Annotated in this window: 12 protein-coding genes; 8 read left to right on the top strand and 4 right to left on the bottom strand. The window is 53.7% G+C overall.

Annotated elements, in window-relative coordinates; translation table 11 throughout:
* The first annotated feature begins 192 nt into the window (after positions 1–192).
* Positions 193–1,110, top strand: a complete 918-nt coding sequence (gene argF, locus IQ22_RS07965) for an ornithine carbamoyltransferase (protein ID WP_145140603.1) — start codon at positions 193–195, stop codon at positions 1,108–1,110.
* Positions 1,107–2,141 (top strand): ABC transporter ATP-binding protein, encoded by a 1,035-nt coding sequence (locus tag IQ22_RS07960; protein ID WP_145140600.1) that lies wholly within the window; start codon positions 1,107–1,109, stop codon positions 2,139–2,141. The genes argF and IQ22_RS07960 overlap by 4 nt, the downstream gene beginning before the upstream one ends.
* Positions 2,142–2,146: 5 nt before the next feature.
* Here IQ22_RS07960 and IQ22_RS07955 read toward each other — a convergent pair whose 3' ends face one another.
* A complete protein-coding gene (locus tag IQ22_RS07955; protein ID WP_145140597.1) occupies positions 2,147–2,932 on the bottom strand; it encodes a PhzF family phenazine biosynthesis protein in 786 nt (261 codons plus the stop codon).
* Positions 2,933–3,162: 230 nt separating this feature from the next.
* Entirely contained in the window at positions 3,163–3,633 is a 471-nt protein-coding gene (gene ybaK / locus IQ22_RS07950) for a Cys-tRNA(Pro) deacylase (RefSeq protein ID WP_145140594.1), read from the bottom strand.
* 327 nt (positions 3,634–3,960) lie between these two features.
* On the opposite strand from ybaK, the gene IQ22_RS07945 reads away from it, so the two are divergent.
* From IQ22_RS07945 to metR, 5 genes are all read left to right on the top strand, one after another.
* On the top strand, positions 3,961–4,851 hold the full coding sequence (locus IQ22_RS07945; protein ID WP_145140591.1) for an MIP/aquaporin family protein: 891 nt from the start codon (positions 3,961–3,963) through the stop codon (positions 4,849–4,851).
* 15 nt (positions 4,852–4,866) lie between these two features.
* Complete coding sequence (gene glpK / locus IQ22_RS07940; protein WP_145140588.1) at positions 4,867–6,372, top strand: glycerol kinase GlpK; 1,506 nt, start codon at positions 4,867–4,869, stop codon at positions 6,370–6,372.
* Positions 6,373–6,503: 131 nt separating this feature from the next.
* The gene (locus IQ22_RS07935; protein WP_145140586.1) at positions 6,504–7,259 is read left to right on the top strand and encodes a DeoR/GlpR family transcriptional regulator; all 756 of its coding nucleotides are present in this window, start codon (positions 6,504–6,506) and stop codon (positions 7,257–7,259) included.
* 152 nt (positions 7,260–7,411) lie between these two features.
* Positions 7,412–8,953 carry a glycerol-3-phosphate dehydrogenase gene (gene glpD / locus IQ22_RS07930; RefSeq protein ID WP_145140583.1) on the top strand — a complete coding sequence of 514 codons (1,542 nt, stop codon included), beginning with the start codon at positions 7,412–7,414 and terminating at the stop codon, positions 8,951–8,953.
* A gap of 153 nt (positions 8,954–9,106) precedes the next feature.
* Entirely contained in the window at positions 9,107–10,024 is a 918-nt protein-coding gene (metR, locus tag IQ22_RS07925) for a transcriptional regulator MetR (protein ID WP_145140582.1), read from the top strand.
* A gap of 205 nt (positions 10,025–10,229) precedes the next feature.
* Here metR and IQ22_RS07920 read toward each other — a convergent pair whose 3' ends face one another.
* Both IQ22_RS07920 and IQ22_RS07915 read right to left on the bottom strand, forming a co-directional pair.
* The gene (locus IQ22_RS07920; protein WP_145140581.1) at positions 10,230–11,558 is read right to left on the bottom strand and encodes an APC family permease; all 1,329 of its coding nucleotides are present in this window, start codon (positions 11,556–11,558) and stop codon (positions 10,230–10,232) included.
* 109 nt (positions 11,559–11,667) lie between these two features.
* Positions 11,668–12,498, bottom strand: a complete 831-nt coding sequence (locus tag IQ22_RS07915; RefSeq protein WP_145140580.1) for a carbon-nitrogen hydrolase family protein — start codon at positions 12,496–12,498, stop codon at positions 11,668–11,670.
* A gap of 109 nt (positions 12,499–12,607) precedes the next feature.
* Between IQ22_RS07915 and IQ22_RS07910 the strand changes: the two genes are divergently transcribed.
* Positions 12,608–13,390: a helix-turn-helix transcriptional regulator gene (locus IQ22_RS07910; RefSeq protein WP_145140579.1), complete on the top strand. Its 783-nt coding sequence runs from the start codon at positions 12,608–12,610 to the stop codon at positions 13,388–13,390.
* Positions 13,391–13,408 lie beyond the last annotated feature (18 nt).

Below are 13,408 nucleotides of genomic sequence, written 5' to 3'. Positions count from 1 at the left end.
CTTCTTTAGAGACACGGGCCGTTACAAGAGGTTTTCCACTCGAATGACAGGGCTATTTGCTCAAATGTATAAATTACTTATAAGATCCCGCCTTCCCCTTTTCGCCGCCTTGGTGCGGTAGTTGTCCGCGGACTGGCCTTCTAATTACATCCAACTGCCGGTACCCCTGACTTGTAATCTTAGGTATTTATGATGAGCGTTCGTCATTTTCTTTCGTTCATGGACTGCACTTCCGATGAGCTGCTCCAGCTGATCCACCGCGCCATCGAGCTGAAAGAGCTGCGAAATCGCGGCGTCATTCACGAGCCCCTGAAGAGTCGGGTGCTCGGCATGATTTTTGAAAAGGCATCTACTCGGACACGTCTGTCATTCGAAGCTGGCATGATCCAGTTGGGTGGCCAGGCTATTTTCCTATCTCCGCGTGATACCCAACTGGGGCGTGGCGAGCCGGTCGACGATTGCGCACGCGTCATGTCCCGCATGCTTGATGGCGTTATGATCCGTACGTTCGCCCATAGCACCCTGACCACTTTTGCTGCGAACTCCAAAGTGCCGGTTATCAATGGCCTTTCCGACGACTTGCACCCCTGCCAGTTGCTGGCTGACATGCAAACATTCTTCGAGCATCGCGGGAATATCCAGGGCAAAGTGGTTGCCTGGATCGGCGACGGCAACAACATGTGCAACAGCTATATCGAAGCTGCCGAGCAGCTCGACTTCACATTACGCGTTGCGTGCCCGAAAGGCTTTGAACCCAACGCCACTTTCCTTGCCCGGGCGGGTGATCGCGTGCAGGTCGTTCGCGACCCACGCGAAGCGGTTGCAGGAGCTCACCTGGTGAGCACTGATGTCTGGACTTCCATGGGCCAGGAAGACGAAGCCAAGCTGCGTCTGGAAACCTTCAAGGATTACCAGGTCACCCGTGAGTTACTGGACCAGGCAGCCAACGACGTCCTGTTCATGCATTGCCTACCGGCACATCGGGGCGAGGAAATCAGCCATGATCTGCTTGAAGATCCGCGTGCTGTTGTCTGGGACGAAGCTGAAAATCGCCTTCATGCCCAGAAAGCTCTGATGGAATTCCTGATCCCTCACGCTACCTCCGCATGAGCCTCCTGACCTTACGTCAACTGGCCTGTGGTTATACGGAACATCCTGTAGTCAGCGGCCTTGATCTCACCCTGGAGCCAGGTGAGATCGGTTGTCTGCTAGGTCCCTCCGGCTGCGGCAAAACGACCACATTGCGCGCCATTGCCGGGTTCGAGCCGATATCACAAGGGGAGATAAAACTGGCAGGCGAAATCCTATCCCGCCCCGGCTTTACGGTGGCGCCTGAGAAACGACACATCGGCATGGTATTTCAAGACTATGCCTTGTTTCCTCACCTGACAGTGGCGGAAAACGTCGCCTTTGGTATCCGCCGACACCCCGAGCGCACCCGCGTAGTCAATGAGCTGACTCGCTTGGTCAAGCTGGACGCACTCCATACGCGCTACCCTCACGAGCTTTCCGGTGGTCAGCAGCAACGTGTTGCATTGGCGCGTGCGCTGGCTCCTTCCCCCCGCCTGCTTTTACTTGACGAGCCTTTCTCCAATCTGGATGTAGAACTGCGACGCACACTCAGCGCTGAAGTACGCGATATTCTTAAGAGTCGTGGGACAAGCGCTGTGTTGGTTACCCATGACCAGGAGGAAGCCTTTGCCGTGAGCGATAAGATAGGTGTTTTCCAACATGGTCATTTAGAGCAGTGGGATACCCCCGGCCGCCTTTACCATGCACCTGAGACCCCATTCGTAGCCACCTTCATCGGCCAAGGCTATTTCATTCCGGGCATTGGTATGGGAAATAACACGATACGGACGGAACTGGGCATCGTTGAAAGTCTGAATCTGAAGGTTAGCGAGGGACAGCTGGTCAATGTATTGATTCGCCCAGACTTTCTTATTCGCAGCCCTGAGTCTCCAGTGCAAGGCCGCGTTGTCACTCATACCTTTCTTGGTGCCAGCTCTCGTTACCATCTGCAGTTGCCCAGTGGCACTCTTGTAGAGGCCACGTTTCCGGGCCTCGTTGAACAACAAACAGGCGAAATGATCGGCATCCGCCTAAGGGAAACAGTGGTGACCGTATTCAAGGCCGAATGAAGCGTTCAATCCAGTAACAATTGCCCGCTGGCAATACGCCGGGTATGCCCTGCGATACTGACACGCTCTCCATCGAAACGGCACCACAGCTCGCCGCCACGGGGCGAACACTGATAAGCGCGCAGCATGCGTTTCGCCAATCGGCGAGACCAATATGGAATCAGACAGCAATGGGCGGAGCCGGTCACGGAGTCCTCATTCACGCCAATACCCGGCGCAAAGAAGCGCGATACGAAATCGTAACGCTCGCCTCGCGCCGTGATAATGATGCCGGGCCAGCGCAACCGTGCCAGCGCTGCGAAATCAGGCTTGCAATTACGCACAGCCTCTTCAGATTCAAGCAGTACCAATAGCTTGTCTGCCCCCAATACATCCACCGGGCTTACACCCAAAGCGCGCTCTAACTCTGGAAAGGATCCGATTTCAGAGGGCACCATTGAGGGGAAGTCGAGTGCCAGCAGGCCATCATCTTCTTTATGGACACGCAGAGTGCCCGAACGGGAAATGAATTCGAGTGTTTCACCAGGCTCGCCGTAGACATGGAACAAGACATGCGCTGCCGCCAAAGTAGCATGACCACATAACGGCACCTCCGTTTTTGGCGTAAACCAGCGAATGCGCCAAACGGTGCCTTCCTTTTTTACAAAAGCAGTCTCCGCCAGATTATGCTCGGCAGCGATACGCTGCATCAAATCATCCGGTAACCATGCATCGAGACGGTAAACCATAGCCGGATTGCCCCCAAAGGGACGATCGGCAAACGCATCGATCTGGTGGAAGTCAAGTTGCATGGAGGGCTCCCTCTTTTTTAATTCTGGCGGATAACGTGAAAAATTCAGAGCTATGCAGTAACGCACAGCTCCTATTTGTGACAGCGTAACGCCCAGTTCCTCCGCTTTATTACGATCCTTTTTCTTATAGTCTCTAACGCCTCGTTGAAAGACCCTTTGCCCAACGCTCCTGAGCTACATGGCGCTGTGGTTAAAATCAGCAGGAAGCAGAAAGCCGAGGCTATGGTTATTCAATAGCGGGCTAAATCAGCAAACGAAGCTCCCGTCAACGACGCCAGAACGTCGGCCTCAAGCTCTACCTCTAATCCCCTCCGCCCTGCACTAACATAGATAACTGGATATTGGCGGGCACTGTTGTCGATAAAGGTACGCAAGCGCTTTTTTTGCCCTAGAGGACTGATACCGCCTACCAAATAACCAGTCGCCCGCTGTGCCTCTTGAGGGCTAGCCATATCCACTTTCTTGACTGAAGCTGCCTGCGCAAGCGCCTTCAAATCTAGACTGCCTGTTACCGGAACAATGGCAACCAGCAACTCTTCTTTCTCCGTAACAGCAAGGAGTGTTTTGAAAACGTGCGCAGGGTTCAGCCCTAGCTTCTCAGAGGCTTCCAGACCATACGAAGCCGTCTTGGGATCATGCGTATAACTCAGCACATGATGAGGAGCCTTATGCTTTTTCAGCAGATTGATAGCCGGTGTCATAAAGAGTTATCCATTCCTACAAGAGATGCACCACATCCAGGCGATCCATTAATAATAGGCAAACCGGGTGAAAACACTCTAGCTAGCAGGTGCTCTAATAAAGAAACCCTTTGATCTCTTGCTCTATAGTCGCCCGAAAGGTTCAATTTGGCCTCATTGCGACTTTCACTCAGAGAATAAGCTGCTCCGCCCATCACATTTTTCTATCGAGACGAAAGAGAAACCTTTGACAAGGTTCGAATTTGAATCTAAGTTTTCGCTTTCGAAAGGATGTAGTTTCGCTTTCTATTCACTACTCATAAATACAACAATCAAGAGGCTCTTCACATGAGTACTCCACAGTTGCCTACCCTAAAAGGGCAATGCATTGCCGAGTTTCTGGGAACAGGACTGTTTCTTTTCTTTGGCACCGGTTGCGTCGCAGCCATGAAGGTAGGCGGCGCATCGCTGGGGCTGTGGGAAATCAGTATCATCTGGGGTATTGCTGTCAGCATGGGGGTTTACCTCAGCGCTGGCGTCTCTGGCGCCCATTTGAACCCAGCCGTTACTATCGCTCTTTGGCTATTCGCTGGCTTTGAGCGGCGCAAGGTTCCCTTTTATATAGCGGCCCAGCTCGCAGGAGCCTTCTCCGGCGCTGCGCTCGTATACGGACTTTACAGCAGTCTCTTTTTCGATTTCGAACAAACTCACGCCATGGTACGTGGCACCATAGGCAGCCTTGAGCTAGCCAGCATCTTCTCCACGTATCCGAACGCCGCCTTATCCGTTGGCCAGGCCTTTCTCGTTGAGATGGTGATTACAGCCATTTTGCTGGCCGTAATCATGGCCCTGACAGATGATGGCAACGGCTTGCCACGCGGCCCGCTTGCACCTTTGCTTATCGGCTTGCTGGTAGCCGTTATCGGTGGCTCCATGGGCCCACTGACCGGCTTTGCCATGAATCCTGCACGCGATCTCGGCCCTAAGGTCATGACCTTCCTGGCTGGGTGGGGTGATGTAGCCTTTACCGGCGGACGCAACATTCCCTATTTTCTCGTGCCTGTTTTCGCCCCTATCCTAGGCGCATGCCTTGGAGCCGCCGGTTACAAAGCCCTGATCTGTCGCCACTTACCCGGATTGGGCTCTGGAGCTTGTGATGCTCCAACCAACGCACCTGTCAGCAATGATGCCAGCGCACCCTCAGTCCAAGAAAAAATCAGTGCGCCTCAAGCCCGATAATAAGGAATAACCGCCATGTCAAATAACAAGCATTACATTGTCGCCCTTGACCAAGGTACTACCAGCTCCCGGGCCATCGTTCTAGACCGTAACGCCAATGTCATCAGCATTGCTCAACGCGAATTTGTACAGATCTATCCGCAGGCTGGCTGGGTTGAGCACGACCCAATGGAAATCTGGGCCACGCAAAGCGCAACCTTTGTAGAGGCTCTGGCACAAGCGGGAATTAGCCACGATGACGTAGCGGCCATTGGCATTACCAATCAGCGCGAAACCGCCATCGTTTGGGATAAGCTCACCGGCCGCCCTATTTACAATGCGATCGTCTGGCAGAGCCGCCAGAGCACCGAGATCTGTAATCAGCTCAAGCGTGATGGCCTGGAAGACCATATTCGCAGCACGACTGGCCTAGTGATCGACCCTTACTTTTCGGGCACCAAGATCAAATGGATTCTCGACCATGTCGAGGGTAGCCGTGAGCGCGCACGTCGAGGAGAACTCTTGTTTGGCACAGTCGACACCTGGCTGATCTGGAAGATGACTCAAGGCAAGGTGCACGTTACCGATTACACCAATGCGTCGCGCACGCTGATTTTTGATATCCATAAGCTTGATTGGGATCCAGTCATGCTCGAAGCGCTGGATATTCCGCGTGAAATGCTGCCTACCGTTCGCCCTTCCTCCGAAATCTATGGCTACGCCACCCTAGGTAGTAGTCAGGAAACAGGCATCCCGATCGCAGGCATTGCAGGCGATCAACAGGCCGCCCTGTTCGGCCAGATGTGTGTCGAGCCTGGCCAAGCCAAAAACACTTATGGCACAGGCTGCTTCCTGCTGATGAACACCGGCGCCAACGCCGTTCAATCGCAGCATGGCCTGCTGACCACGATTGCCTGCGGGCCTCGCGGCGAAGTTAACTATGCCTTGGAAGGCGCCATCTTTAACGGCGGCTCCACGGTTCAATGGCTACGCGACGAATTGAAAGTTATCAACGAATCGCTCGATTCCGAATATTTCGCCACAAAGGTAAAAGACAGCAATGGAATCTATCTGGTACCAGCCTTTACCGGTCTCGGCGCTCCCTACTGGGACCCGTATGCCCGCGGCGCACTTTTCGGACTTACTCGTGGCGTCAAGGTCGAACATCTGATTCGCGCCGCCCTGGAATCGATTGCCTACCAGACTCGCGATGTTTTGGATGCCATGCAGCAGGATGCTGGTGAACGTCTTCGCGCACTACGCGTAGACGGCGGCGCTGTTGCCAACAACTTCCTGATGCAATTCCAGGCCGACCTGCTCGGCACCTGCGTTGAACGGCCGGAGATGAAGGAAACCACCGCCTTGGGCGCGGCTTACCTGGCCGGCCTTGCAACAGGTTTCTGGAGCAGCCTGGACGAACTACGCAGCAAGAGCACCATTGAACGCGTATTCGAGCCTGCCTGCAATGACGATCACCGCGACGAGCTTTACAAAGGCTGGAAAAAAGCAGTCGAGCGCACCCGTGGCTGGGCGCAGGACTGATGGCATGGGACGGGGCGACGGGAAAGTCGCCCTTTTTCTTTAGGGATAGTGAAGAACTTACCTCACTAAACTGGCGTCCGGCGCCGCGCTACGGCATCCTTCCCGTCATACCCACGACGAAGGAAGACTGCATGAGCCTGGCGCCCCGTCAGCAAAATATTCTTGATCTGGTCCGCGAACGCGGCTATGTCAGCATCGAAGAACTCGCCCAGCATTTCGCCGTTACACCGCAGACGATACGCCGCGATATTAACCAACTTGCCGAAAGTGGCCTGCTACGTCGATATCACGGTGGTGCCGCACATGATTCAAGCGTGGAAAACACGGCTTATACCATGCGAGCCGGTCAGCAACGCGATGAAAAGCGTCGTATTGCCGAAGCCGTGGCAGCACAGGTTCCCGATCATGCCTCGCTGTTTATCAATATTGGTACAACGACAGAGGCTATCGCCCATGCCCTGCTCGGTCATCGCAGCCTAAAAATCATCACCAACAATCTGCACGTAGCCAACATTCTAAGTGCTAAAGAAGATTTTGAGGTCCTGATCGCAGGTGGCAGCGTACGCAGTGACGGCGGTGTTGTAGGACAGGCTACTGCCGACTTCATCAAGCAGTTCAAGGTAGATTTCGCTCTGGTCGGAATCAGCGGCATCGACGAGGACGGTACGTTGCTGGATTTCGATTATCAGGAAGTACGGGTATCACAAGCCATTTTCGAAAATGCACGCAAGGTATTCCTGGCGGCAGACTCAAGCAAATTTGGCCGTAGCGCCATGATCCGCCTGGGCTCGCTGGAGCAGATCGATGTCTTGTTTACCGATAGCGCCCCTGACGATAGCTTCTTGCGCCTACTGAATCAGTTCAAAGTACGCCTGGAAATAGCCTGACCTACTGTCGGGCCCTTCACATTTATTTCATTTAAGTTCGTTTATTTTCCTTTTAGCGATTTTCAATCAAAAATGGCCTAGCCAGCTGCAACTCTTTTGTCTACGATTGTTCGAATACGAAAATAAATGTTCGTTTCAATCAGGAGACGCCCATGACTCAGTCCACCCTGCCCGGGACGCCCCCTCTTTCCGAGGTTTACGACATCGCCGTGATCGGTGGTGGCATTAATGGAGTCGGTATTGCGGCTGATGCTGCTGGCCGTAATTTGTCTGTGTTCTTATGCGAGCGGGACGATTTGGCGAGCCATACCTCTTCAGCCAGTAGCAAGTTGATTCATGGCGGCCTCCGCTATCTCGAACATTATGAGTTCCGCCTGGTACGCGAAGCGCTTGCCGAGCGTGAAGTCTTGCTGGCCAAGGCGCCTCACATCGTCAAACCCATGCGTTTCGTCTTACCGCATCGCCCGCATTTGCGGCCGGCCTGGATGATCCGCTCTGGCCTGTTCTTATATGACCACTTGGGTAAGCGTGAAAAGCTGCCTGCTTCGCGCAGTGTGCGATTCGGAGCGGACAGCCCATTGATTGGTGAAATAAACCGCGGCTTCGAATACTCAGATTGCTGGGTAGACGATGCACGCCTGGTCGTACTGAATGCCATGGCGGCTCGTGAGCGGGGCGCCCACATTCATACACGAACCCGCTGCCTTAGCGCCCAACGCGGCAAGGATATCTGGACTGTTACTCTTGAGCGTGAAGACGGCAGCGTATTCTCCATCAAGGCCAAGGCCCTGGTGAACGCCGCCGGTCCCTGGGTAGCGCAGATTGTGCGCGAAACCATCAAGGAACGCTCTCCTTACGGAATTCGTCTGATTCAAGGCAGCCACATCATCGTACCCAAACTGTATGAAGGCGAGCATGCGTATATCATGCAGAACGAAGACCGCCGTATCGTCTTCGCTATCCCATATATGGATCGGTACACCATGATTGGTACAACTGATCGCGAGTATCAAGGCGACCCTGCCAATGTTCGTATCAGCGATCAGGAAACAAATTACATCCTGAGCGTAGCCAACGCGCATTTCCGTCATCAGCTGACCCGTGACGACATTGTTCATACTTTTTCCGGCGTACGCCCATTGTGTGATGACGAGTCAGATAATCCTTCGGCGATCACGCGGGATTACACCCTGTCTCTCTCAGCACCAGAAAACCATGCGCCTTTACTGTCTGTTTTTGGTGGCAAGTTGACGACCTATCGCAAACTGGCCGAGTCTGCCATGCAGCAGTTGCAGCCGTTCTTCAAGAATATGGGGCCATCCTGGACGGCCAAAGCTCCCCTTCCAGGCGGTGAAGAGATGACAACGCCGCAAGCGCTGGCCACGCAACTGCAACATCAGGTGAAAGGCTTACCCAATACCCTGGCGCAGCGTTGGGCGACTACGTATGGCAATCGCACCCGCAAATTGCTGGAGGGCGTTACTCAAATGGCTGATCTGGGTGAACCTATAGGGGCTGATCTGTATGCCTGCGAAGTGAATTACTTGCATAAATACGAATGGGCAAACACAGTTGACGACATTCTCTGGCGGCGGACCAAACTGGGCCTAGCCTTTACCAGCGCGGAAAAGGCGGCACTGCTGATCTACCTTGAAAGATTGGACACGAGCAAGACCAGCAGTAATGCCGCTTGAACCCTATCCATGCAGCGCCTGTCTAGGCAGACGCTGCATGATCTTTCTCTTGGCATACGACCCCAGCGTAAATGTGTCGTCCCAAAATCCGCTCAAGCATTGAAATCCTTCATAATGGATACTTGTTTGCCGTAGCGCTTCAGGATCCTAGTCATGCTCGAACTTCGCCATCTTAAAACGCTTCATGCTTTACGTGAGGCTGATAGCCTGGTCGAAGCGGCCGAGCGTTTGCATTTAACACAATCGGCACTTTCACATCAGTTCAAGGAATTGGAAGAGCGGCTTGGCCTAGCCCTGTTCGTTCGCAAAACCAAGCCTGTTCGCTTTACCAGCGCAGGGCTGCGCCTGTTGCAACTGGCTGATGCCGTATTGCCCCAACTGCGTAGCGCTGAACGTGACTTGGCCCGTTTCGCCGGCGGCACTGCAGGCCGACTTAACATTGCAATCGAGTGTCACAGCTGCTTTCAGTGGTTGATGCCAACCATTGATCAGTTTCGCGATACCTGGTCTGAAGTGGAAATGGACCTAGCTTCCGGCTTCTCCTTTGCCCCTCTGCCCGCCCTGGCTCGCGGCGACCTGGATCTGGTCGTAACCTCAGACCCAATCGACTTAACGGGCATTACCTATGTACCGCTGTTCACTTACGAAGCACAGCTGGCCATGGCCAACCAGCATCGGCTGGCGGCAAAGCCTTATATTGTTCCAGAAGATTTAGCCGAAGAGACACAGATCACTTATCCAGTAGACCGGGAACGCCTGGATATCTTTACACGCTTTTTAGACCCTGCCGGAGTCGAACCGGCCGGCATTCGTACAGCAGAGCTGACCGTGATGATGCTTCAACTTGTAGCCTCTGGCCGTGGCGTCTGCTGCCTACCAAACTGGGCCCTGCATGAATACAGCTCACGCGGTTATGTCACAGCGAAGCGTTTAGGCGAGAAAGGCCTATATGCGACGCTTTACGCCGGCATCCGCGAAGACATGCTTGAAGCGCCATTTATGCAGGACTTCCTATTGACTGCGAAGGACACGTCCTTTGCTACTCTGGAAGGCGTTAGCGCGGCGCGCTAAGCCACTCTATCCGCGCTTCGTTAGTTTCAGCAACGCCATCATCATACTGCCTTGGCAGCGAGGCGCCGTTCATCAAGACGGTGCCAGCCTCGACTGATCCACATTAACGCTCTGGCAGGAAAATCATAGCCTGAGCGCCGACATGCAGCGCTCAAGATGAAGACCGTACGTTTACCCTGCGATTCCACTAACAAGCTGCGCTCAATCAAGCCTCGGCTTCGTTGAAGCTCATTTCAGGAGGTTGGGTACGAAAGCCGCCGGTCAGCTTGGCTAGATAGATCACACCAAGGGAAAGCCAGGAAAGCCCTAGTACGACGGCCAGATGATCCAGGCTTGCCATCAGGTAGAGATCCGCTAAAAGACCAATCCCTGGACAGACGAGAAACAACAGTGTCTCGCGCGGACCGCGGCGGGAGGCCTGCAGATAGTAGTGGAAGATGACCGACAGATTTACCAAACTGAACGCCATAAAGGCACCAAAGTTGATAAATGATGTTGAAGTCGTTACATCCAGTTTCAAGGCTAGCAACGCGACTACACCGCACAGTATCAGACTGTATACGGGCGTCCCAAAACGCTCGGACAAGCGTCCAAAGAACGCTTTTGGCAGCACACCATCGCGCCCCATCGCAAACAATAGACGTGAAGCACTTGCCTGGGCAGAAAGTCCCGAGGTGAACTGCCCCACAATGAGACCGATTAAAAACATCGACACGAATAGATCGCCACCAATATTGCGAGCAATTTCATACGCCGCCGAATCGATATTGGAAAAGGCCATACTTGGATGTGCTCGCTGCACCCAATACGAGGCGACTACAAAGACCAGTCCTCCTAGCAGGGTTACCAGTAAGATGGCCTTTGGGATAGTGCGCTGGGCGTCCTTGGTTTCTTCGGTCAGGGTACTGACTGCATCGAAGCCCAAAAAAGAATAACAGGCAATGGCGGCGCCACTCATGAGCAGGGGCCAATGTACCTCTCCTCCGGTAAAAGGCGACAAGTCAAATAATGGCTGGCTGGAATCCCCTCCCACATAATGGATAGAGAGTACGACAAAGGCCCCCAGCACAAGGAATTGAACCAGCATTAAGGCGGCATTCACTGTATTGGCCAGCCTCAGGCCGATAATGTTAATAGCTGTTGTAATACCAATGAAGGCCAATACCCATACGGCCTGAGGAATAGCTGGAAAGGCCGACCCTAAGTAAGCCGCTCCAATAAGCCAGATCGCCATAGGCAGGAACAGATAGTCCAACAGGACTACCCACCCAGCAATGAAGCCCAGCTTAGGGTTAATGGATTTACGCACGTAGGTATACGCGGAACCGGCGACGGGGAAAGCAGCTGCCATACGACCGTAACTGATCGCCGTGAAAAGCATGGCTACCAGCGCAATCAAATACGCGGCGGGCACGTGTCCTTCTGTACTCTGCGCCAGGATACCAAAGGTGCCAAGTACAATAATTGGCGTCATATAAGCGATGCCGAACAGCACCACCGAGCCAAGGGAAAGCGTCCTTTTCAAATGAGCCATGAACCACTCCGTATAGTCATTGTCATGCCACCCGTAGCGCTGACGCTACGGGTAGTCGGGTGTTGTGGCAGAGCCGAATCGGCAAAAATCGAATATTTTTCTTATAGGATCAGGGGATCAGGAGTTCGCGTCGTCCTCCCTCGTGTTCAACTAAGACGCCGGGAATAACCAAACGGCGATCATCTAGATAGCGATAATCGTGACGCACAGTCTTCAGCAGCTTGAGATCAAGTGTGGCGTTAAGATGCGCCTCGTCCCGGCCTGCCTCGACAAGTACCTGTCCAAAGGGATCGACTGCCATGCTCCCGCCGGCAAACGTCAGGTCGCCATCGCCTTCGCCTACCCGATTTACCATGACGGCGAAAGCTTGGTTTTCAATGGCGCGCGCCATAAGGGCGGCGCGGTGAATCGGACCGTAAGGGTCCATATTGCCATTGGTCACAATGATCAGTTCGGCCCCTAATTGCGCCAGTGCCCGGGCCGTCTCGGGAAACTCAATGTCATAGCAGATCAATAAGCCGACCCTGACTCCGTTCCAGAGACACGTGGCGAAGCGATCGCCAGGCAACAGCACCCCCTGATCAGAAGCCCACAGATGTGTCTTGCGATAGCGCAAGGCAATCTCATTCGGAGTAATAAGCACCGTAGTGTTGTAATACTTGGCAGCCTCCGTTGCAGAGCTCTCTACCTCGGCAAAGCCGATAGCTACCGACACGTTACGAGCCCGAGCCGCCTGCCGAATCGACATGATCATAGGCCCATCAATTGGCTCAGCTAGCTCCGCTACGTTGTCGAGCGTAGGGAATCCGCTCAAGTGAGTTTCAGGGAATACGATCAGCTGCGTATCCTCTGCACAGGCCTCAATAGCTGCCAGCGCCGTTTTCAGGTTATAGGCTTTGTCGCCATCGCGACCGGCTACCTGGGCCAATTCGATCTTCATGAGGTCTCCTGTATGTGCCAAACTCGCACCAATAGGGCTTCTACGGCAGTATGAGCATCATACCCGGGCAAGGTAATTACGCCTGGGGGTTAACCCTTTCGAGGTAGGTATGGCCATTACATTGCAGGACATCGCCTGGCATCGCACGATCGGAAATTTGATCGAAGCACTGGATGCACCCAACTTCTGGATCGCTCTGGTTCGCCAGTTGGAGCATTATTTACCGTTCGATAGCTGGGTAATCTTGCTGTTTAGTGCGGGACGTCCGCTCGTGTTTGCCGAAAGCCCTACAGAAGATGGCGGGCCTGACCCCCTATTCCAAGACTATCTGCAAGGGCTCTATCTACTCGATCCATTCTATATAGCCAGCCGCGAGCATCCACGGAGCGGGCTATTCCGCCTGGATGACGTAGCCCCCGAATATTTCGAGCAAACCGACTATTTTCAGCGCTACTTCCGACTGAACGTAGTAGCTGATGAAGTACAGCTCAACTGCAACCTGGATTCCGAGCGTACGCTATGTTTGTCGTTGGGTTCACGGCAGCGCTTCACGCTGGAGCAAATGGGGATTTTGAGTCTAATACAATCCTGGGTCATGGCCCTCATGCGCCAGCGCCTGGCCTTCGAGCAGGAACGCTCCACGCCGCCAGCTCCACCTTGGCAGCAACAGTTCGAAGCCACAAGCCAACGGAGCGATACTGCCTTGACCGCTCGAGAACTAGAGGTTGGCCGCCTAATGCTCAGCGGCTGTTCAGGTAAAGAAATTGCCCGCAAATTGGATATTTCAGTCGAGACGGTTAAGGTCCATCGCAAGCATATGTACGCCAAGCTAGGTATCAAATCTCAATCGGAACTCTTTGCAATCTTTTTGCAAGCACAACAACAGACATGAAAAGCCCCCGCCGAAGCG

It is taken from the genome of Pseudomonas duriflava (assembly GCF_007830155.1).
GTDB lineage: Bacteria > Pseudomonadota > Gammaproteobacteria > Pseudomonadales > Pseudomonadaceae > Chryseomonas > Chryseomonas duriflava.
The sequence above is the reverse complement of the archived record's forward strand: the minus strand, read 5'-3'. Positions and strand labels throughout refer to the sequence as shown.